Genomic DNA, 20,404 nt, shown 5'->3' on the forward strand with positions numbered 1-20,404 from the left:
GATCGCCTATTGACCGCCTCATTGATCGTGAATTGCTTCACGAAATGCAGGGGCGATTCACCGGCTCATGATTCACTTCATGGACCTGGGACAACTCTAAGCACGAGTACCCGGGTGGGCGCATGCCAAAGGGCCCCACCGGAGTGGGGCCCTTCGGGTACGGCTACGGCCGGAACGGCTCAGGCGGGCGTCGCCGCCGCCGGAGTCCTCGGCCAGGTCATACGGATCAGTCCGCCGTGCTCGCCGGCGCTGACCTCCACGTCGTCGACGAGGCCGCTGATGACCGCGAGGCCCATCTCGTCCTCCTCGGCGTCCACGTCGTCCGCGCCGGAGCCGGGCGCCCGGTCGCCCGGGACGGAGCGCGGCGCCTCGTCGCCGACCTCGATGGAGAACTGCTTCTCCTCCTCGATCAGCGCCACCTTCACCGGAGCGGTGATTCCGCCACTCTGGTGAAGGCCCACGGCACGGGTGCAGGCCTCACCGACGGCGAGCCGCACCTCGTCGAGGACGGCCTCGTCCACTCCGGCTCTGCGCGCCACCGCTGCCGCCACCAGCCGGGCGGTCCTGACGTGCTCGGGCAGCGCGCTGAAGCGGAGTTCAACGGTGGCCATGCGTCCCCCTCGGAACTTCGGGCGTGCTGTCGGGGGGCCGGGCTGCCGAAAAGCCCGGTCCCCCGGAGTACAACTGGGCCGTCCGGGTCACCGGACCCGGACGGACGGGTCAGTCGGTGGCCGCGACCGCGTCCTCGACCGAGGTGTGAATGGGGAACACCTTGGTCAGACCGGTGATGCGGAAGATCTTCAGAATGCGCTCCTGGTTGCAGACCAGGCGCAGCGAGCCCTCATGGGCACGGACGCGCTTCAGGCCTCCGACCAGCACGCCGAGCCCGGTGGAGTCGAGGAAGTCCACGCCCTCCATGTCCACGACGAGGTGGAAATTCCCGTCGTTCACCAGCTCGACCAGCTGCTCGCGCAGCTTGGGCGCGGTATATACGTCGATTTCGCCACCGACCTTGACGATCGTGCGATCGCCGACGGTCTCGGTCGACAGGGACAGGTCCACGGATCCTCCAGCACCTTGCTATCGAGCGGTCGCCCCTCGGGACACCTCGGCAGAGCCCCCTGGACGGTTCGCCAGCCGCGATGGCATTCAATCACTTACCGGCAGGCGTGCACGACGCCTTGGCTCCATTGTCCGTCACGCCAGTGACACACTCGGTGCCGATGGCCAAGAATCACCGATCCGATCGATCCTCGGCACAGCCCGCGCCCCGCCTGTCGCCGGGCGCGCTCCTGAACCGGCTCGCCCCGGGCCCGAGCCGGGCTTCGCGCATCACTCATACGGAGCACTTGCCCCCGCGCGCGGGCCGCCATGCCGTCTGGCCTGACCGGATTCGCCCGGAGGTGATCGCGGCGGTCCGGGCCTGCGGAATCGATCATCCCTGGGCCCACCAGGCGCTCGCCGCCGAGCACGCCCTGGACGGCGACTCGGTGGTCGTCGCCACGGGCACGGCCTCCGGCAAGTCCCTGGCGTATCTCGTGCCCGTGCTGTCCACCCTTCTGGACGGTTCCGAGGCCCCGAACGGGCGCGGCGCGACCGCCCTGTACCTCGCCCCCACCAAGGCCCTCGCCGCCGATCAGCGCCGCTCTGTGAAAGAACTCTCACACCCGCTGGGCAACGCCGTACGCCCGGCCGTGTACGACGGCGACACGCCGTTCGAAGAACGCGAATGGGTGCGTCAGTACGCCAACTACGTCCTGACCAACCCGGACATGCTGCACCGCGGGATCCTCCCCTCCCACCCCCGCTGGTCCTCCTTCCTGAAGTCGCTGAAGTACGTCGTCATCGACGAGTGCCACACCTACCGCGGTGTCTTCGGCTCCCATGTCGCCCAGGTCCTGCGCAGGCTGCGCCGCCTGTGCGCCCGCTACGGCGCCTCGCCGGTCTTCCTGCTGGCCTCCGCGACGGCCGCCGAGCCCGCGGTCGCCGCCGGCCGGCTGACCGGCCTGCCGGTCGTGGAGGTCGCCGACGACGCCTCACCCCGCGGTGAACTGGTGTTCGCCCTGTGGGAGCCGCCGCTCACCGAGCTGCAGGGCGAGAAGGGCGCCCCCGTCCGGCGTACCGCCACCGCCGAGACCGCCGACCTCCTCACCGACCTCGCCGTCCAGGGCGTGCGCACGGTCGCCTTCATCCGCTCCCGGCGCGGCGCAGAGCTGATCTCGGTCATCGCCCAGGAACGGCTCGCCGAGGTGGACCGCTCGCTCGCCCGGCGTGTCGCGGCATACCGGGGCGGCTATCTCCCCGAGGAGCGCCGCGCCCTCGAACAGGCGCTCCACTCCGGCGAGCTCCTCGGTCTCGCCGCCACCACCGCCCTCGAACTCGGCATCGACGTCTCCGGCCTCGACGCCGTCCTGATCGCCGGCTACCCGGGCACCCGCGCCTCCCTGTGGCAGCAGGCCGGCCGGGCCGGGCGCTCCGGGCAGGGCGCGCTGGCGGTGCTGGTCGCCCGCGACGATCCGCTGGACACCTTCCTCGTCCACCACCCGGAGGCCCTCTTCGACCGCCCGGTGGAGTCGACGGTCCTCGACCCCGACAACCCCTACGTCCTCGCCCCCCACCTGTGCGCGGCGGCCGCGGAACTCCCGCTGACGGACGAGGACCTCGCGCTCTTCGGCCCGGAGACCGAGGCCCTGCTCCCCCAGCTGGAGGCCGCCAAGCTGCTGCGCCGCCGCACGAAGGCCTGGCACTGGACGCGCCGGGAGCGCGCCGCCGACCTCACCGACATCCGCGGCGAGGGCGGCCGGCCGGTGCAGATCGTCGAGGAGGGCACGGGCCGGCTGCTCGGCACCGTCGACGCGGGCTCCGCCCACACCACCGTCCACGAGGGCGCCGTCCACCTCCACCAGGGCCGTACCTACCTCGTCCGGTCCCTGGACCTCGACGACTCGGTCGCCCTGGTCGAGGAGGCCACGCCGCCCTACTCGACGGTGGCCCGCGACACCACCTCCATCGCCGTCCTGGAGACGGACGTCGAAGTCCCCTGGGGCCAAGGGCGTCTGTGCTACGGCTCCGTCGAAGTCACCAACCAGGTCGTCTCCTTCCTGCGCCGGCGCGTCATCACCGGTGAAGTCCTGGGCGAGTCGAAGCTCGACCTCCCTCCTCGTACGCTGCGCACCCGCGCGGTGTGGTGGACGGTCACCGAGGACCAGCTCGACGCCGCCCGCGTCAACCCCGAGATCCTCGGCGGCGCGCTGCACGCCGCCGAGCACGCCTCCATCGGCCTCCTCCCTCTCTTCGCGACCTGCGACCGCTGGGACATCGGCGGTGTGTCGGTCCCGCTGCACCCCGACACGCTCCTGCCGACGGTCTTCGTCTACGACGGCCATCCCGGCGGCGCGGGCTTCGCCGAGCGGGCCTTCCACACCGCCCGCGCCTGGCTCGCCGCCACCCGGGAGGCCATCGCCTCCTGCGAGTGCGACGCCGGCTGCCCGTCCTGCATCCAGTCCCCCAAGTGCGGCAACGGCAACGACCCCCTGCACAAGCGGGGCGCCGTACGCCTCCTCACGGAGCTGCTTCGGGGGGCCCCGGAGGAACCTCCGAGCCCCGCGGCCCAGGCGAGGGCGGGCGCGACGGCTCAGACTGGTCCGGGGGCTGCGACTCAGACTGCTCCGGGGGCTGCGACTCAGACTGGTCCGGGGACTGCGGCCCAGACTGGTCCGGGGACTGCGGCTCGGGCGGACCAGAGGGCTGCGACCCAGGCGGAACCGGGGGCTGCGACGCCGGATCCGGAGGGCCCGCGCGTGCCCTGACCTCGGCCGTGAAGGGGCCCAGGCCCGACGCCGCGGTCACGTCCGAGATCTCCCCCTCGACCGCGCACCGCACCAGCCGTACGCCCTGCGACAGGGCCACCCGGCCCGCCCGGGCGCAGGCGCGCTCCTCACCGTCCGTCCAGTGGTCCGCCGCCGCGAGCGCCGCGAGGTCCGCGCCCCCGGCGGCCCGGTGCCGGACCACCACGGCCTGGCCCAGGGCGAGCACGGCACCGAAGACCACGCACAGTACGGCGATCGCCCCGAGGCTCCACACGGTGGCCGAGCCCCGGTCACCTCTCCGCCGCAGCCACGCCGCGACGGCACGGGCCGCCTTCACGGCCCACCTCCCTCGCTGTCCCGCCCGGACCCGACGACCTCCTCGGCCGCCGCCACCGCCTCCTCCCGCACCTCGAAGGGCAGCCCCCGCAGCAGCGGCGGACTGGCCACGACCACCACACGGACCTGGTCGCCCTCCCTGCCGACCGTCACCCGCGCCCCACTCGGGGCCGCCGCACGGGCCAGGGCGAGGACCGCTCCGGCGGGGTCCTGCCGGGCCGCCGCACGGGCGCCGGTCCTGGCCGCGTCCAGGCACTGGATCCGGGTGGCCACCGCGAGCAGCCCCCAGACCAACACCATCGCGAACGCGACCAGCACCGGGAGCACCACGGCCGACTCCGCCGTCACGAAGCCCCGGTCCCCGCCGAGCCGCCGGCGCTCACATCGCCCCACTGAGCGCCCGCCTCACGATGTCCTGCAACTGTGTGCTGACGGCGTCGCTCGTCACCACCTGGTAGAGGAGCACGGCGAACCCGACGGCCGCCACGATCCCCATCGCGTACTCGGACGTCACCATCCCCGCGTCCCGTCGCGCGCCCCGCATCCCGCACACCAGGGCGCGCAGCCGCGCCCGCACCGCCTTGTACATCTCAACCCCCGTGAGGTTCGGCCCTGTCGGCCTTCGACTGTCTGTTCGGTCGTTTGCTCGTCGTCCTGCGTGGCGCCCCCTGGGCGCCGTACCGGCACCTCAGCGCCCCGTCATCGCCCACCCCCTCCCAGCACACCGCCGGCGAGCCCGATCACGACCGGTACGACCCCGACCGCGATGAAGGCGGGCAGGAAACACAGCCCCACCGGCGCGGTGACGAGGACACCGGCGCGGCGGGCCCTCGCCGTCGCGGCCCGCGTCCACTCGGCGCGGGCGTCCCCGGCGAGCCGGGCCACGGGCCCGGCCGCCGGAATCCCGGTCACGTCGGCCCGCTCCAGCAACCGAGCCAGGGCCGCCGCCCCCGGCACGGACGCCAACCGCCGCCACGCCGTGGCCGGTTCACCGCCCAGCCGCACCTCGGCGGCACCGCGCGCCAGTCCTTCTCCCACCGGTCCGCCCAGCGCCTCCCCCACGGCCTGCGCTGCGATCACCGGGCCGGCGCCCGCCGCAATGCAGGCGACCAGGAGATCGGCGGCGAGCGGGAGTTGTCCCGCGGCGAGCCGCGCGTCCGCCGCACGCACGGCTTCCGCGGCCTGCTGCCGACCACGCCACCGCCACAGCCCGACCGCGCCGGCCACCCCGGCCACGGCACCCGGGACCCCGCCGATCACCACCCATCCGGCGCCCACGACCGCCACCGCCGGCAGCCAGGTCCGTACGGCGGCCCGCGGCCCCGCGCCCGGAGCGTCCGGCGCCCGTTCCCGCCCCAGCAGCTCGGCGACCCGCCGTCGGGCTCCGCGGGCGCGCCGCACCCTCTCCAGCCACCACAGCGGCCAGCCGAGCACCAGCACGATCCCCACGGCCGCCCCCAGCCTGTGGACAACCTCCGCACTCATGACGCCTCCCTTCTCATCAGCCGCCCCACAGTCACCTCACGCCCTCTCCGCCTCGCCGTTCGCGTGCCGCCCGCCTCCGCGCGGTCACCCATCGCCCACCGCCTCCGCGCTCCGCACGATCCACAGCACCCAGCCCACCCCCGCGCCCTGCAGCAGCCCGCCGACCAGCAGGCAGCCCAGGCCCGACGCCGTGTGCAGCAGGACGTGCAGCGGGTCGGCGCCGAGTGCGGCCCCCAGGAGGAGCCCCAGGGCCGGCAGGCAGGCCAGCATCACCGCGGTGGTGCGCGGCCCCGCCAACTGGGCGCGCAGGTCCTCTCGTTGGTCGCGCTCGGCACGCAACGCGCCCTCCAGACGGTCGAGACCGGCCGCGAGGCCCGCCCCTTGGTCCACGGCCACCCGCCAGCACGCCGCCAGTCCCAGCAGCCCGCCGGCCCCCGGTTGCCGTGCGGCGACCGCGAGGGCCCGGGGCACGTCCCCGCCGAACCGCGCCGCCGCCAGCACCGCCGCCCGCGCCTCGCCCAGCCCGCCGGAGTCCCGTGCGGCCCGCTGCAACGCCTCCCCGGGCTGCCGTCCCGCCCGCACCTCCCCGGCGAGCGACGCGCACAGCGCGATCACGGCGTCGCCCCGGCGTTCCCCGGCCCGGCGGGCCTCGGCGGCCCGGCGCATCCGGCGCAGCAGGGGCACCGCGGCCGCCCCCACGACGACCGGCAGCACCGACGCCCCCAGCACCGCCAGAGCCACCCCGGCGACCGGCGCCCACCACTCGGGCCGCCACCGCGCGCGGAGCCCGCGCAGTGCCAGCGCCAGGTCCTGCCAGGCCGGTGGCCCGATGCCGACCACCCCGCCTCCGGCGAGCAGCAGATGCGCCCGCCGCGCCCCGGAGTACGGCCCGCCCGAGAACCACGCCGCGGCTCCGGCACAGGCGACGGCCGCCGCCGTCGACAGGTCACCCGTCGCGTACATCGCCCCGGCCCTCCCCGTCGCCCGTTTCGCGATCGCGGCCGCCCAGCAGCTCCCGCAGCCGCGCCCAGCCCCGCTCCCGCGCGAAGGCGTCCGGCTGCCAGCGCAGTGCCGGCACCGTCCGCACCAGTCCCGTCGGGTCCCGTTCCAGTACATGCACCTCCGCGATCCGTCGTCGTCCGGCCGGGTCGCGGACGAGGTGCAGGACCACGGAGAGCGCGGCCGCCACCTGGCTGTGCAGAGCGGCCCGGTCGAGCCCGGCCGCCGTGCCGAGCGCCTCCAGCCGGGCGGGTACGTCCGCGGCGGCGTTGGCGTGGACGGTTCCGCAGCCGCCCTCGTGGCCGGTGTTCAGGGCGGCCAGCAGATCGACCACCTCCCGTCCGCGCACCTCGCCCACGACGAGCCGGTCCGGCCGCATCCGCAGGGCCTGCCGCACGAGGTCCTCGAGGGTGACGAGCCCGGCGCCCTCCTGGTTGGCGGGTCGGGTCTCCAGGCGGACGACGTGCGGGTGGTCCGGCCGCAGCTCCGCGGAGTCCTCGGCGAGAACGATCCGCTCACCGGGCCCGACCAGGCCGAGCAGTGCGCTCAGCAGGGTCGTCTTGCCGCTGCCGGTACCGCCGCTGACCAGGAAGGACAGCCGCGCCCGCAGCAGGGCCCGCAGCACCCGGTCCCCGCCCGGCGGCACGGTGCCCGCGGCCACCAGTTCGTCGAGCGTGAACGCCCTCGGCCGTACGACCCTGAGCGACAGACAGGTGCAGCCGACGGCCACCGGGGGCAGCACCGCGTGCAGCCGGGTCCCGTCGGGCAGCCGGGCGTCGGCCCAGGGCCGGGCGTCGTCCAGGCGCCGTCCGGCCACCGCGGCCAGACGCTGGGCGAGGCGCCGTACGGCCGCGGCGTCCGGGAAGGAGACGGCGGTCAGCTCCAGGCCGCCGCCCCGGTCGACCCAGACCCGGTCGGGGGCGGAGACCAGCACGTCGGTCACCGAGGGGTCGGCGAGCAGAAGCTCCAGCGGCCCGCTGCCGATGAGCTCGGACCTCAGGTGCTCGGCCGTGCCGAGGATCTCGGCGTCCCCGAGGACCCGCCCCTGCTCCCGCAGCGCCTGCGCCACACGCGCGGGCGTCGGCTCGGCCCCGCTGGCGGCGAGCCACTGCCGTACGCCGTCCAGGAGTGCGCCCTCCGGCGGCGGTGCCGTGGTCATGAGCCACCCGCCTCGATGAGGGCCCGCTCCCAGAACTGCTTGCAGAAGCGGGCGAGCGGCCCGCGCGCGGCGGCGCCCGGGGGTGCCTTGCCGCCGTCGGGGCGGAGCAGGGCCTGTTCGACGGGCACCTCGCCGGCCAGGGGCAGCCGGAGCAGTCCGGCCACCTCGCGGTCGTCGAGACCGGGTGCGTAGGGGCCCCGTACCGCCACCCTGAGGTCGCGCAGGACCATCCCGGCCGCGGCGGCCACCCGGCCGGCGGCTGCGACGGCGCGCAGTTCGGCGGGGACGACGAGGAGCCCGAGGTCGACCTGGGCGAGGGCCTCGGCGACTCCGTCGTCGATGCGGCGCGGCAGGTCCACGACGACCGTGCCGCCCCGGCGGCGGGCCGCGGCGAGGACCGCGCGCACGGCCTGCGGCGGCACGGCGACGCAGTCGCCGCGGTCCCAGCTGAGCACCCGCAGCGCGTGCAGTTCGGGCAGGGACTCCTCCAGGGCGCCGCCGCCGACCCGTCCGCGCGAGGCGGCGAACGCGGGCCAGCGCAGCCCTTGCGTGGTCTCACCGCCGAGCAGGACGTCGAGTCCGCCGCCCAGCGGATCGGCGTCCACCAGGAGGGTGCGCAGGCCTTCGCGTGCGGAGGTGACGGCGAGGGCGCACGCGAGCGTGGACGCTCCGGCGCCTCCGCGGCCGCCGATGACGCCGACGGTGAGCGCGGGCCGGCCGACGCCCTCGGCGACGTCGGCGATGCGGTCGACCAGCCACTGTTCGCCGTCGGGCAGCATCAGGACGTGGTCGGCGCCGATCTCGACGGCGCGCTGCCAGACACCGGAGTCGTCCTGGTCGCGTCCGACGAGGACCACCCCTCGTCTGCGGGCGGCCCCCCGCACCCGGCGTGCCGCGTCGTCGCCGACCAAGACGAGCGGCGCGGCCTCCCAGCTTCCGCGGCGCTCCGGCACCGAGGGGTGCACCTCGGGTGTGGCGCCGGCCGCGGCGCACAGGCGCAGAAGGTCGTCGAGGAGGATGGCGTCCTCCGTGACGATCAGCGGTGTGCCCTGCCGGTGGGAAGCGGCGGGCGGCGGGTCGTGTGTGACGGCTCCGGCCATGGTTTCGTCCCCCTTTGTCGCGGGTCGCGGAGTCGCTGTGGCCCCGCGATTCCCAAACGTGTGAAGAACCGGGCAACCGGTCTCCCTTTGAACGGCCGACGGAAACCGGCCGCGCGCACCGGCAAACGGAACCGGTCATGAGTCCCGGCCCGAGCGGATGTGCCGGAATCACGGTGCGACGAACCCGGAAATCTTGTGGATCTTGGTGGAAATCTGTGGACGGGTGGCCGGTTGTGAATATCGCCATCACCCATACCGGTGACGGCGGCACCCTCACCTGTGCGACTCCCGCAGAACCGTCCGACACTACCCAGCGTGACGAATCACGGACATGCCGAAGAGGCGGCCTCAGCCGCCTCGCAGACGCGGACCGACCGCGTACAGAACGGGAAAACCCACCCGGACATGCGACGACCCCCGCCGGGGGGGAGAGCGGGGGTCGTCTCCACGGCCGACTCGGGGGGGGAGGAGCCGGACCGGGTTAGCACGGTCGCGAACGATCCGTGACTTCCATGGTGTACCCGAGAGCCCTCTCAGGCAAACCCACACGCCCACCTTACGCCGAATGGGCTGCCCCTATGCTCTTGGTTGTGGAAAACCACTCCTTGCCCCGCACAGCCGCCTTCTTTGACCTGGACAAGACGGTCATTGCGAAGTCGAGCACGCTCACCTTCAGCAAGTCCTTCTACCAGGGCGGGCTGATCAACCGCAGGGCCGCCTTGCGGACCGCATATGCCCAGTTCGTCTTCCTCGTGGGCGGTATGGACCACGACCAGATGGAGCGGACCCGCACGTACCTCTCCGGCATGGTGCGCGGCTGGAACGTCCAGCAGGTGAAGGAGATCGTCGCCGAGACCCTTCACGACCTGATCGACCCGCTCATCTACGACGAGGCGGCCTCCCTCATCGAGGAGCACCACACGGCCGGCCGTGATGTCGTGATCGTGTCCACGTCGGGCGCCGAGGTGGTCGAGCCGATCGGCGAACTGCTGGGCGCCGACCGCGTGGTGGCGACCCGGATGGTGGTGGGCGAGGACGGCTGCTACACCGGCGAGGTGGAGTACTACGCCTACGGTCCGACGAAGGCGGAGGCGATCAAGGAGCTGGCCGCCTCCGAGGGGTACGACCTGGAGCGCTGCTTCGCCTACAGCGACTCGGCGACCGATCTGCCGATGCTCCAGGCGGTCGGCCGCCCGCACGCCGTGAACCCGGACCGGGCCCTGCGACGTGAGGCTCTCGCGCGCGGGTGGCCGATTCTCGACTTCCACCGGCCCGTACGGCTCAAGCAGCGGCTCCCCTCGTTCTCCGTACCGCCCCGCCCGGCACTCGTCGCGGCGGCCGCCATAGGCGCGGCGGCGGCGACCGCGGGCCTGGTCTGGTACGCGAGCCGGCGCCGAGCGGCGACCGTCTGAGCTGCGAAGACCGATTCCCACCCATTCGGCCGCAAAAGTAAAGAACTGGCGGCGGGGGTTCCGCTTGCCCTGGTCCTGGAGTAGAAAGGACTCAACGGCCCGCGAGACCAAGGACATCCGAAAGGATCACCTTAAACAACGCATTTGGCCCCACGGACCGATGCATGAACATCGAGCACCCACGCGACGTCGACCCGTCGATTACGGGCCAGCCGCACCAGGTGAGGGCAAAGATCCCGACCTGATGGGCACCATATCGAGGACGCTTGGTAACCCGGTGAACATGCCAGCGGCGGTACGAACTCTCGTACCGCCGCAACCCTTGTGAGCGGACTTCTCGCGCCCTACGCCGCCCCGCGCTGCAGCGCCTCGCACACCGCCGTCGACTCGCGGGCGCCCAGCTCGACCGCCCTGCCGCAGTGCGCGATCCACGCCGCCACGCCCTCCGGGGTGCCGGAGACATAGCCGTCCAGGGCCGCCAGATAGGCCGCCCGGCCTAGTTCGGCATGGCCCACCTCGGCGGGGCAGACCGATTTGGGGTCCAGACCGCTCCCGATCAGCACGATGCGCTCGGCGGCGCGCGCCACCAGGCCGTTGCACGAGGTGAAGGGGCGCAGGGCGAGGAGTTCGCCGTGCACCACGGCCGCCGTCACCAGGGCGGGCGCCGAACTCCCCGCGATGATCAGCCCGGAGAGCCCCTCCAGCCGGCCGGCCACTTCGTCGGCACCGGGCAGCGCCAGCTCGACGAGCGGTTCGTCGACCCGCTCCCCGGCCTGGCGCGGGCGTCCGATCTCGTCGCCGCCGCCCGCCGCGGCCACCAGGTGCAGCCGGGCCAGCACCCGCAGCGGAGACTGCCGCCAGATGGACAGCAGCTGCCCCGCCTCGGCGGTCAGCCGCAGCGCGCCGCCCATGATCCGCGCCTCGTCGTCGACACCGAAGTCGCTGCGCCGGCGCACCTCCTCCAGGGCCCAGTCCGCACCGGACAGCGCCGCCGAGCCGCGGGCGCCGCGCAGGGCGGCCTCGGAGGTGATCTCGTTGCTGCGGCGCCGCATGACCCGGTGCCCGTAGACCCGGTCCACGGCCTTGCGCACGGATTCCACGGACTCGGCCACACCGGGCAACGAGCCCAGGGCCGCGAGCGGATCGGCGGACGCGCCTGTCGTACTCATGGGTACGACATTACGCACCCCGGGGCCACACCCCTCGAAGGAGTGGTCTTCTTCACGCACCGCCGCCACGCACGGCTATCACCACACTACTCTTGGTGAACATGAAAATTGCTTTCGTCGGGAAGGGCGGCAGCGGCAAGACCACGTTGTCCTCCCTGTTCATCCGCCATCTCGCCGCCCTCGGCGCCCCCGTGATCGCCGTGGACGCGGACATCAACCAGCATCTGGGACCCGCTCTCGGCCTCGACGAGCCGGAGGCCGCCGCCCTGCCCGCGCTGGGCGAGCACCTGCCGTTGATCAAGGAGTATCTGCGCGGCACCAACCCGCGCATCGCCTCCTCCGAGACGATGATCAAGACGACCCCGCCCGGCCGGGGCTCGAGGCTGCTGCGGGTGCGCGAGGACAATCCGGTCTACGACGCCTGCGCCCGGCCGGTGGAACTCGACGGCGGCGCCGTCCGTTTGATGGTCACCGGCCCCTTCACCGACGCCGACCTGGGGGTCGCCTGCTACCACTCCAAGACGGGAGCGGTGGAGCTCTGCCTGAACCACCTGGTGGACGGCCGTGACGAATACGTCGTGGTCGACATGACGGCGGGTTCGGACTCCTTCGCCTCCGGGATGTTCACCCGCTTCGACGTCACGTTCCTCGTGGCCGAGCCGACCCGGAAGGGGGTCTCCGTCTATCGCCAGTACAAGGAGTACGCCCGCGACTTCGGCGTCGAGCTGAAGGTCGTCGGCAACAAGGTGCAAGGGCAGGACGACATCGACTTCCTCCGCGCCGAAGTCGGCGACGACCTGCTCGTCACGGTCGGGCACTCGGACTGGGTGCGCGCCATGGAGAAGGGCCGCCCGCCCCGGTTCGACCTCCTGGACGCGGCCGACCGTGACGCCCTGCGCCTGTTGTGGACGACCGTCGACACCGCCCACGAGCGGCGCGACCGGGACCGCTACACCCGCCAGATGGTCCACTTCCACCTGAAGAACGCCCAGTCCTGGGGCAACGAACGGACCGGGGCCGACCTGGCCGCACAGGTCGACCCCGATTTCGTCCTCGGCGAGAGCGTGGCCGCCGCCGTGTAGCCCCCGCCTAGTGGCGGGCCGCCGGCACTTCGGGTGCGCCCTTGGGGGCCGGGGCGGGGCGGCCGGACAGGAAGGACGCCCAGCCCTGCTTCGGGGGCTCGCTGACGCCCAGCGAGCGCAGCTTGGCCAGCGTCTGCGGGTCCTGGGCGTCCAGCCAGTCCGCCAGCTGACGGAAGGACACACAGCGCACGTCCGGCTGGTTGCAGACCGTCTCGACGACCTCCTCGACGGCGCGCATGTACGTGCCGCCGTTCCAGGACTCGAAGTGGTTGCCGATGATCAGCGGAGCGCGGTTGCCGTTGTAGGCGCGATGGAAGCCCCGGAGCAGGCCGTCACGCATCTGCTCGCCCCAGTACGCGTACTTGGCGGGGTTGCCCTGGGTCCTGGTGCCGGACTGGTTGACCATGAAGTTGTAGTCCATGGTGAGCTGCTCGTAGGTGTGGCCGGGGAAGGGCACGAGCTGCATCGACAGGTCCCACAGGCCCATGCGCTTGCGGGGCCAGACCTGCTCGTTGACGCCGCTGCTGTCATAGCGGAAGCCCAGTCGGCTCGCGGCCCGCATGAAGTTCTTCTGCCCTTCGAGGCAGGGCGTGCGGGCGCCGATCAGCTCCTTGTCGTAGTCGAAGGGCAGCGGCGCCGCCTTCGTCATGCCGGTGTTGGTCTTCCAGGTCTTCACGAACCGCTTGGCCTGGGTGATCTCGTCCTTCCACTCGGCCGGCGACCATTGGCCGACGCCGTTCCTGCCGCAGAAGTGGCCGTTGAAGTGGGTGCCGATCTCATTGCCCTCGAGCCACGCCAGCCGCAGTTGCCGCACGGTGTCGGCGATGCCCTGCTCGTCGTTGAAGCCGATGTCGGAGCGGCCCGGCGAGTGCTGTGGGGGCCGGTAGAGGTCGGCCTTGTCCTCCGGCAGCATGTACACACCGCTGAGGAAGTACGTCATGGTGGCGTGGTTGGCCTTGGACACCTTGCGGAAGTGGGAGAACAGCTTCTGGCTGTCCTCGCCGGCGCCGTCCCAGGAGAACACCACGAACTGCGGCGGCTTCTGACCGGGCCTCAGTCGCTCGGGTCTGGGCAGGTGCGGTTGCGGCCCGGTGTACGCGGTGGAGCCGTCGCCGATCAGCCGGACCTCGTGCTTGGGCGCCGGGGCACCCTTGCGCGCGGTCTGCGTTCCCGTCTTCGAGGCGTCGGTTCCCGTCGCACAACCGGCGAGTGATGCGGCGGCCGTCGCGGCGACCACGACGGCCGCGGCGATTCTCTGGGTGGCGGCCATGTTCCGCCCACCTTCTTCCTTCTCTCGGCCCACGCCGACCAGGGCGTTCTGTCGGCGGCGTACCGGGGCGAGCCGGCAGCGCGGTCAAGGTCGCACGGGGGCGAGAAGGAATTAATACGACAAGCCGATGAAATGCTCACTTCATCCAAGAGGGTGATTCATTGCCCTATTTGCCACATAAATCCATGCCTGACCTTTACTCTGCATTACGATCGTTTTACCGAGTGTTGATGCTTCATCCCGCCGCTGTACGCCGTGACCCACGGCCGCGACCACCCCCGCCCCAGACGGGGGGACCACCAGTTCCGCGACCGCGCTGCCCCGGAGGAGACGGGAACATGTCCGCCTGCGTCCCCACCCGTACGTCCGACTCGTCGCGCTCCCAGAGCGCCCACCCGCCGCACAGCCCCCCAGGGGGCCCGCACCGGCGCCTCCGCATCGCGGGCGCCGACGTGTCCGCCTCGATCGCGGTCTTCCTGATCGCCCTCCCCCTGTCCCTGGGCATCGCCCTGGCCACCGGAGCACCCCTCCAGGCCGGCCTCGTCGCCGCCGCCGTCGGCGGGATCGTCGCCGGCCGGGTCGGCGGCTCCCCGCTCCAGGTCAGCGGCCCCGCCGCCGGGCTCACCGTGGTCACCGCCGACCTGATCCAGCGCTACGGCTGGCGGACGACCTGCGCCATCACCGTCCTCGCCGGACTCGCCCAACTCGGCCTCGGCTGCCTGCGCGTGGCGCGCACCGCGCTCGCCGTCAGCCCCGCCATCGTGCACGGCATGCTGGCCGGCATCGGCGTCACCATCGCCGTCGCCCAACTGCACATCGTCCTCGGCGGCACCCCGCAGAGCTCCGTCCTGGCCAACCTCCGCGCCCTGCCCGCCCAGCTCGCCGGGCTGCAACCGGCCGCGGTCGCCGTGAGCGTCCTCACCCTGAGCCTGCTGCTCCTGTGGCCGCGCATCCCCGGCCGGACGGGCGACCTGCTGCGCAAGGTGCCCGCCGCGCTCGTCGCCGTCGCCGGGGCCACGGCGGTCGCCGCCCTCACCGGCCTCTCCCTGCCCAAGGTCGACCTGCCCTCCTGGCGCAGCCACGCCCTGGCCGGGCTGCCCGAGGGGCCGGCGCTCGGCGTCGCCGCCGCCGTCCTCACCACCACCCTGGTGTGCAGCGTGCAGTCGCTGCTCGGCGCGGTCGCCGTCGACAAGCTCATCGCCTCCCGGCAGGACCTCATCTCCTCCCCCACCGGTCGCGCCCCACGCGTCGGCCGCTCCGACCTCGACCGCGAGCTGCTCGGTCAGGGAGCCGCCAACATCGTCTCCGGCACGCTCGGCGGACTGCCGGTCGCGGGGGTGGCGGTGCGCAGTTCGGCGAACGTCCACTCGGGTGCCGTGAGCCGGAACTCCACGATGCTGCACGGCGTTCTCGTAGTGATCGCCGCGCTGCTGATGGTCCCGATCCTGGAGCTCATCCCGCTCGCCTCGCTCGCCGCCCTGGTGATGGCCGTCGGCATCCAGATGGTGTCCCTGCACCACATTCGCACGGTGACCCGCCACCGAGAGGTGCTGGTGTACGCCGTCACCACCCTCGGCGTGGTGGTCCTCGGCGTCCTGGAGGGCGTGCTGCTGGGCATCGCCGTGGCCGTCGCCGTCGCCCTGAACCGCCTCACCCACACCCGTATCACCCACGACGAGCAGGAGGGAGTCCATCACGTCCACGTACGAGGCCAGTTGACGTTCCTCGCGGTGCCACGGCTCAGCCGGGCCCTGCATCACGTGCCCCACGGCACGCCCGTCGTGGTCGAGCTGGACGGCTCCTTCATGGACCACGCGGCGTACGAGGCCCTGCAGGACTGGCAGAAGACCCACACCGCGCAGGGCGGCACCGTGGAACTGACCGGCCGCAGACTGGCCACGGGAGCCACGGCTCCGGCACACACCGGCGCGGACACCGGCGCAGGCACAGGCACCGGCACCGGCACCGGCACCGACTGCCGCTGTCGGCCCTGGACCCCTTGGCGCAACCACCAGTGCGAGCTCCCGCGCTCCGCGGGCGCCAGGAGCTCCGGAGCACCGGCCGAGCCGAGCGAGCCGTCGCCCCCGCACGGGGCGGGCGAAGCAACCGGGTCGGCGGAGACCCGGGCCACGGGAATCGCCTCGAAGAGGGCCGGGGCCCACAGTCATCCGCTGGTGCGCGGTATCAGCGCCTTCCAGCGGAACACCGCCCCGCTGGTGCGCGGTGAGCTGGCGCGGCTGGCCCGGGAGGGGCAGCAGCCGACGCAGTTGTTCCTCACGTGCGCCGACTCGCGACTGGTCACCTCGATGATCACTTCCAGTGGTCCGGGCGATCTGTTCGTGGTGCGGAACGTGGGGAACCTGGTGCCCCCGCCGGGCACGGAGAGCGGGGACGACTCGGTGGGGGCGGCGATCGAGTACGCGGTGGACGTGCTGAACGTACGGTCCATCACGGTGTGCGGGCACTCCGGGTGCGGGGCCATGCAGGCGCTGCTCGGCTCCGAACCGGGTGGTGAGCAGACCCCGTTGAAGCGGTGGCTGCGGCACGGGCTGCCGAGCCTGGAGCGGATGGGCGACGACAGCCGCCCCTGGACCCGGCTGGCCGGACGGGCGCCTGTGGACGCGGTCGAGCAGCTGTGTCTGACGAACGTGGTCCAGCAGTTGGAGCATCTGAGGGCCCACGAGTCGGTGGCGCGCGCCCTGCGGGCCGGGGCGCTGGAGCTGCACGGGCTGTATTTTCACGTCGGTGAGGCGCAGACGTATCTGCTCACCGGGGGCGACGGAAGCGAGCTGTTCGATCATGTGGGTCAAAGAGTGTGAAGGGCATGACACCGGATGAACTCCCTCCGGCCCCCGTCCGTGGGTACGGATGACCCGACCCGAGACCCCCGGCCACCGGACCCCGATAGGTCTAAACCAATTTTCTGTCGGGCCTTGTCACCGGCCCCCCGGTCTGATGAGCTGTGGCCTGGGACACAACGGACACCCTTCGAGAGGGAGATGTCGTGAGCAACGAGAGCCTGGCCAACCTGCTCAAGGAAGAGCGCAGGTTCGCGCCGCCCGCCGACCTGGCCGCGAACGCCAACGTCACGGCGGAGGCGTACGAACAGGCCAAGGCTGACAGGCTCGGCTTCTGGGCCGAGCAGGCCCGTCGGCTGACCTGGGCCAAGGAGCCGACGGAGACGCTGGACTGGTCGAACCCGCCGTTCGCGAAGTGGTTCGACGACGGCGAGCTCAACGTCGCGTACAACTGCGTCGACCGGCATGTGGAGGCCGGGCACGGCGACCGGGTCGCGATCCACTTCGAGGGCGAGCCGGGCGACAGCCGCGCCCTCACCTACGCCGAGCTCAAGGACGAGGTGTCGAAGGCGGCCAACGCGCTGCTGGAGCTGGGCGTCCGCAAGGGCGACCGGGTCGCGGTGTACATGCCGATGATCCCGGAGACGGCGATCGCGATGCTGGCGTGCGCCCGTATCGGCGCCGCGCACTCCGTCGTCTTCGGCGGCTTCAGCGCGGACGCGCTGGCGACCCGCATCCAGGACGCCGACGCCAAGATCGTCATCACGGCCGACGGCGGGTACCGGCGCGGCAAGCCGTCCGCGCTCAAGCCGGCCGTCGACGAGGCGATCGGCAAGGTCGACAACGTCGAGCATGTGCTGGTGGTCCGCCGTACCGGTCAGGAGGTCGCCTGGGACGCCGGCCGGGACGTGTGGTGGGACGAGATCGTCGAGCGGCAGTCCGCCGAGCACACGCCCGAGGCGTTCGGCGCGGAGCAGCCGCTGTTCATCCTCTACACGTCCGGGACGACGGGTAAGCCGAAGGGCATCCTGCACACCTCCGGCGGCTACCTGACGCAGGCGGCGTACACGCACCACGCGGTCTTCGACCTCAAGCCGGAGACCGACGTGTACTGGTGCACCGCCGACGTCGGCTGGGTCACCGGCCACTCGTACATCGTCTACGGGCCGCTGGCGAACGGCGCGACGCAGGTGATGTACGAGGGCACGCCGGACACCCCGCACCAGGGCCGCTTCTGGGAGATCGTGCAGAAGTACGGGGTGACGATCCTGTACACGGCGCCGACCGCGATCCGCACCTTCATGAAGTGGGGCGACGACATCCCCGCGAAGTTCGACCTGTCCTCCCTGCGCGTCCTCGGCTCGGTCGGTGAGCCCATCAACCCCGAGGCGTGGATCTGGTACCGCAAGCACATCGGCGCGGACCGGACCCCGATCGTGGACACCTGGTGGCAGACCGAGACCGGCGCGATGATGATCTCGCCGCTGCCGGGCGTCACCGCCACCAAGCCCGGGTCGGCGCAGACCCCGCTGCCCGGCATCTCCGCGACCGTCGTCGACGACGAGGCGAACGAGGTGCCGAACGGCGGCGGTGGCTATCTGGTCCTGACCGAGCCGTGGCCGTCGATGCTGCGCACCATCTGGGGCGACGACCAGCGCTTCCTCGACACGTACTGGTCGCGCTTCGAGGGCAAGTACTTCGCGGGCGACGGTGCGAAGAAGGACGACGACGGCGACATCTGGCTGCTGGGCCGGGTCGACGACGTCATGCTCGTCTCCGGGCACAACATCTCGACCACCGAGGTCGAGTCGGCGCTCGTGTCGCACCCGTCGGTCGCCGAGGCGGCCGTGGTCGGCGCCGCGGACGAGACGACCGGGCAGGCGATCGTCGCGTTCGTCATCCTGCGCGGGACCGCGGCCGAGTCCGAGGACCTGGTCACCGAGCTGCGCAACCACGTCGGCGCGACCCTCGGTCCGATCGCGAAGCCGAAGCGGATCCTGCCGGTGCAGGAGCTGCCCAAGACCCGTTCCGGCAAGATCATGCGCCGTCTGCTGCGGGACGTCGCCGAGAACCGTCAGCTCGGTGACGTGACCACCCTGACCGACTCCACGGTCATGGACCTCATCCAGGCGAAGCTCCCGGCGGCGCCGAGCGAGGACTGACCCCAGAAGGACGTCACGGGCACCCGGCCGACCGCGCCGGGTGCCCGTTGCGCCCACCTTAGGTAAACTAAGCAAAACAGGTGTGCCGGGAAGTCTGGTCGGCAGGTGATCCGTGCTGTCCACCCACCGGAGGTCTCCCCCGTGACCGCCCCCCGCACCCCCACCCCCACCGCCCGCAAGGTCTTCGGACGGCTCTCCCTGCCCGAGCGGACGTACGTCACGGACGCCCTGCGGACCGAGACGGTCGGCGGAGTGCTGCTGCTCGTCGCCGCCGTGGCCGCGCTGATCTGGGCGAACGCCCCCGCGCTGCACGACAGCTACGAGACGGTCAGCCACTACCACCTGGGCCCCGCAGCCCTGGGGCTGCGTCTGTCGGTCGAGCACTGGGCGGCCGACGGCCTCCTCGCGGTCTTCTTCTTCGTCGCCGGCATCGAACTCAAGCGCGAACTGGTCGCCGGCGAACTGCGGGACCCCAGGGCCGCCGCGCTGCCCGTCGCGGCCGCGCTGTGCGGCATGGCCGTCCCCGCGCTCGTGTACACCCTCACCAGCCTCACCGGGGGCGGCGACGAAGGCGGCTGGGCGGTGCCCACCGCCACCGACATCGCGTTCGCGCTCGCCGTGCTCGCCGTCATCGGCACCTCGCTGCCGAGCGCGCTGCGCGCCTTCCTGCTCACCCTCGCCGTCGTCGACGACCTGTTCGCGATCCTGATCATCGCGGTCTTCTTCACCGACACGATCAACTTCGCCGCCCTCGGCGGCGCGGTCCTCGGCCTCGCCGCCTTCTGGGTGCTGCTGCGCCGGGGCGTACACGGCTGGTACGTGTACGTGCCGCTCGCGCTGGTGATCTGGGCGCTGATGTACAACAGCGGCGTCCACGCGACCATCGCGGGGGTCGCCATGGGCCTGATGCTGCGCTGCACCACCCGCGAGGGTGAGGAACACTCCCCCGGCGAGCACATCGAGCACCTCGTGCGCCCCCTCTCCGCAGGGCTCGCCGTACCGCTGTTCGCGCTGTTCAGCGCCGGGGTGGTGGTCTCGGGCGGCGCGCTGGCCGAGGTCTTCACCCGGCCGGAGACCCTAGGGGTCGTGCTCGGTCTCGTCATCGGAAAGACCGTCGGCATCTTCGGCGGGACCTGGCTGACCGCCCGCTTCACCCGGGCCTCCCTCAGCGAGGACCTGGCCTGGGCGGACGTCTTCGCCGTCGCCTCGCTGGCCGGCATCGGCTTCACCGTGTCGCTGCTCATCGGCGAACTGGCCTTCGAGGGCGACCCGTCCCTGACCGACGAGGTCAAGGCATCCGTACTCGTCGGCTCCCTGATCGCGGCGACCTGCGCGACCGTCCTGCTGAAGCTGCGCAACGCCCGCTACCGCCGGCTCTCCGAGGCCGAGGAGCGCGACGAGGACAGCGACGGCATCCCGGACGTCTACGAACAGGACGACCCGGCTTACCACCTGCGGATGGCCGAGATCCACGACCGCAAGGCCGCCGAGCACCGCCGTATCGCGGCGGAGATCGCCCGGGAGGGGAAGGCCCCGGCGACGGACACCGGGCCCCGCACGGCGGCCGAAGTACCGGGCGGGGCGGGCGAGGACGGCCACGGTCCGGCATGATCTGACGGGACG

Annotated in this window: 16 protein-coding genes and 1 pseudogene; 6 read left to right on the forward strand and 11 right to left on the reverse strand. The window is 72.5% G+C overall.

Annotation, left to right across the window (positions count from 1 at the left end; translation table 11 throughout):
- Positions 1-179: 179 nt before the first annotated feature.
- Positions 180-611 carry an ATP-binding protein gene (locus OG852_RS22290; RefSeq protein ID WP_330348767.1) on the reverse strand — a complete coding sequence of 144 codons (432 nt, stop codon included), beginning with the start codon at positions 609-611 and terminating at the stop codon, positions 180-182.
- A gap of 109 nt (positions 612-720) precedes the next feature.
- The gene (gene bldG, locus OG852_RS22295) at positions 721-1,062 is read right to left on the reverse strand and encodes an anti-sigma factor antagonist BldG (RefSeq protein WP_133910707.1); all 342 of its coding nucleotides are present in this window, start codon (positions 1,060-1,062) and stop codon (positions 721-723) included.
- Positions 1,063-1,142: 80 nt separating this feature from the next.
- Between bldG and OG852_RS22300 the strand changes: the two genes are divergently transcribed.
- A complete protein-coding gene (locus OG852_RS22300; protein WP_330348768.1) occupies positions 1,143-3,809 on the forward strand; it encodes a DEAD/DEAH box helicase in 2,667 nt (888 codons plus the stop codon).
- A 40-nt stretch (positions 3,810-3,849) separates the two neighbouring features.
- Here the strand turns inward: OG852_RS22300 and OG852_RS22305 are convergent.
- The 7 genes and pseudogenes from OG852_RS22305 to ssd form a co-directional block, all read right to left on the reverse strand.
- Positions 3,850-4,146 (reverse strand): annotated as a pseudogene (locus tag OG852_RS22305) (Rv3654c family TadE-like protein); the annotation flags it as partial.
- The gene (locus OG852_RS22310; protein WP_330348769.1) at positions 4,143-4,493 is read right to left on the reverse strand and encodes a TadE family type IV pilus minor pilin; all 351 of its coding nucleotides are present in this window, start codon (positions 4,491-4,493) and stop codon (positions 4,143-4,145) included. The pseudogene OG852_RS22305 and the gene OG852_RS22310, both read right to left, overlap by 4 nt.
- A gap of 31 nt (positions 4,494-4,524) precedes the next feature.
- Positions 4,525-4,734 (reverse strand): DUF4244 domain-containing protein, encoded by a 210-nt coding sequence (locus OG852_RS22315; protein ID WP_330348770.1) that lies wholly within the window; start codon positions 4,732-4,734, stop codon positions 4,525-4,527.
- Positions 4,735-4,844: 110 nt separating this feature from the next.
- Positions 4,845-5,630 (reverse strand): type II secretion system F family protein, encoded by a 786-nt coding sequence (locus OG852_RS22320; RefSeq protein ID WP_330348771.1) that lies wholly within the window; start codon positions 5,628-5,630, stop codon positions 4,845-4,847.
- A gap of 84 nt (positions 5,631-5,714) precedes the next feature.
- A complete protein-coding gene (locus tag OG852_RS22325; protein ID WP_330348772.1) occupies positions 5,715-6,593 on the reverse strand; it encodes a type II secretion system F family protein in 879 nt (292 codons plus the stop codon).
- On the reverse strand, positions 6,577-7,788 hold the full coding sequence (locus OG852_RS22330; RefSeq protein ID WP_330348773.1) for a TadA family conjugal transfer-associated ATPase: 1,212 nt from the start codon (positions 7,786-7,788) through the stop codon (positions 6,577-6,579). The genes OG852_RS22325 and OG852_RS22330 overlap by 17 nt, the downstream gene beginning before the upstream one ends.
- A complete protein-coding gene (gene ssd / locus OG852_RS22335) occupies positions 7,785-8,888 on the reverse strand; it encodes a septum site-determining protein Ssd (RefSeq protein WP_133910713.1) in 1,104 nt (367 codons plus the stop codon). The genes OG852_RS22330 and ssd overlap by 4 nt, the downstream gene beginning before the upstream one ends.
- Positions 8,889-9,466: 578 nt before the next feature.
- Between ssd and OG852_RS22340 the strand changes: the two genes are divergently transcribed.
- Positions 9,467-10,300 carry an HAD family hydrolase gene (locus OG852_RS22340; RefSeq protein ID WP_133910714.1) on the forward strand — a complete coding sequence of 278 codons (834 nt, stop codon included), beginning with the start codon at positions 9,467-9,469 and terminating at the stop codon, positions 10,298-10,300.
- Positions 10,301-10,644: 344 nt separating this feature from the next.
- On the opposite strand, the gene OG852_RS22345 is transcribed toward OG852_RS22340, so the two are convergent.
- Positions 10,645-11,469 (reverse strand): oxidoreductase, encoded by an 825-nt coding sequence (locus OG852_RS22345; RefSeq protein ID WP_330348774.1) that lies wholly within the window; start codon positions 11,467-11,469, stop codon positions 10,645-10,647.
- 101 nt (positions 11,470-11,570) lie between these two features.
- On the opposite strand from OG852_RS22345, the gene OG852_RS22350 reads away from it, so the two are divergent.
- Positions 11,571-12,551 carry an ATP-binding protein gene (locus tag OG852_RS22350; RefSeq protein WP_330348775.1) on the forward strand — a complete coding sequence of 327 codons (981 nt, stop codon included), beginning with the start codon at positions 11,571-11,573 and terminating at the stop codon, positions 12,549-12,551.
- Positions 12,552-12,558: 7 nt separating this feature from the next.
- On the opposite strand, the gene OG852_RS22355 is transcribed toward OG852_RS22350, so the two are convergent.
- Positions 12,559-13,821, reverse strand: a complete 1,263-nt coding sequence (locus OG852_RS22355; protein ID WP_330348776.1) for a hypothetical protein — start codon at positions 13,819-13,821, stop codon at positions 12,559-12,561.
- A gap of 338 nt (positions 13,822-14,159) precedes the next feature.
- On the opposite strand from OG852_RS22355, the gene OG852_RS22360 reads away from it, so the two are divergent.
- The 3 genes from OG852_RS22360 to nhaA all read left to right on the forward strand — a co-directional run bounded on the left by OG852_RS22360 (position 14,160) and on the right by nhaA (position 20,392).
- Positions 14,160-16,640 carry a bifunctional SulP family inorganic anion transporter/carbonic anhydrase gene (locus OG852_RS22360; protein WP_330348777.1) on the forward strand — a complete coding sequence of 827 codons (2,481 nt, stop codon included), beginning with the start codon at positions 14,160-14,162 and terminating at the stop codon, positions 16,638-16,640.
- Between the two features lie 185 nt (positions 16,641-16,825).
- Positions 16,826-18,781: an acetate--CoA ligase gene (acs, locus tag OG852_RS22365; protein ID WP_133910719.1), complete on the forward strand. Its 1,956-nt coding sequence runs from the start codon at positions 16,826-16,828 to the stop codon at positions 18,779-18,781.
- Between the two features lie 141 nt (positions 18,782-18,922).
- Positions 18,923-20,392, forward strand: coding sequence for a Na+/H+ antiporter NhaA (nhaA, locus tag OG852_RS22370; RefSeq protein WP_330348778.1), 1,470 nt, complete (start codon positions 18,923-18,925; stop codon positions 20,390-20,392).
- Positions 20,393-20,404: the final 12 nt, after the last annotated feature.

This window comes from Streptomyces sp. NBC_00582 (assembly GCF_036345155.1).
Taxonomy (GTDB): domain Bacteria; phylum Actinomycetota; class Actinomycetes; order Streptomycetales; family Streptomycetaceae; genus Streptomyces.

Bases quoted from the DNA above. Each gene is read 5' to 3' on its own strand.
- OG852_RS22290 (WP_330348767.1), bottom strand. From the start codon at position 611: ATGGCCACCGTTGAACTCCGCTTCAGCGCGCTGCCCGAGCACGTCAGG.
- OG852_RS22300 (WP_330348768.1), top strand. From the start codon at position 1,143: ATGGCATTCAATCACTTACCGGCAGGCGTGCACGACGCCTTGGCTCCA.
- OG852_RS22315 (WP_330348770.1), bottom strand. From the start codon at position 4,734: ATGTACAAGGCGGTGCGGGCGCGGCTGCGCGCCCTGGTGTGCGGGATG.
- OG852_RS22320 (WP_330348771.1), bottom strand. From the start codon at position 5,630: ATGAGTGCGGAGGTTGTCCACAGGCTGGGGGCGGCCGTGGGGATCGTG.
- OG852_RS22325 (WP_330348772.1), bottom strand. From the start codon at position 6,593: ATGTACGCGACGGGTGACCTGTCGACGGCGGCGGCCGTCGCCTGTGCC.
- OG852_RS22330 (WP_330348773.1), bottom strand. From the start codon at position 7,788: ATGACCACGGCACCGCCGCCGGAGGGCGCACTCCTGGACGGCGTACGG.
- ssd (WP_133910713.1), bottom strand. From the start codon at position 8,888: ATGGCCGGAGCCGTCACACACGACCCGCCGCCCGCCGCTTCCCACCGG.
- OG852_RS22340 (WP_133910714.1), top strand. From the start codon at position 9,467: ATGCTCTTGGTTGTGGAAAACCACTCCTTGCCCCGCACAGCCGCCTTC.
- OG852_RS22345 (WP_330348774.1), bottom strand. From the start codon at position 11,469: ATGAGTACGACAGGCGCGTCCGCCGATCCGCTCGCGGCCCTGGGCTCG.
- OG852_RS22350 (WP_330348775.1), top strand. From the start codon at position 11,571: ATGAAAATTGCTTTCGTCGGGAAGGGCGGCAGCGGCAAGACCACGTTG.
- OG852_RS22355 (WP_330348776.1), bottom strand. From the start codon at position 13,821: ATGGCCGCCACCCAGAGAATCGCCGCGGCCGTCGTGGTCGCCGCGACG.
- OG852_RS22360 (WP_330348777.1), top strand. From the start codon at position 14,160: ATGTCCGCCTGCGTCCCCACCCGTACGTCCGACTCGTCGCGCTCCCAG.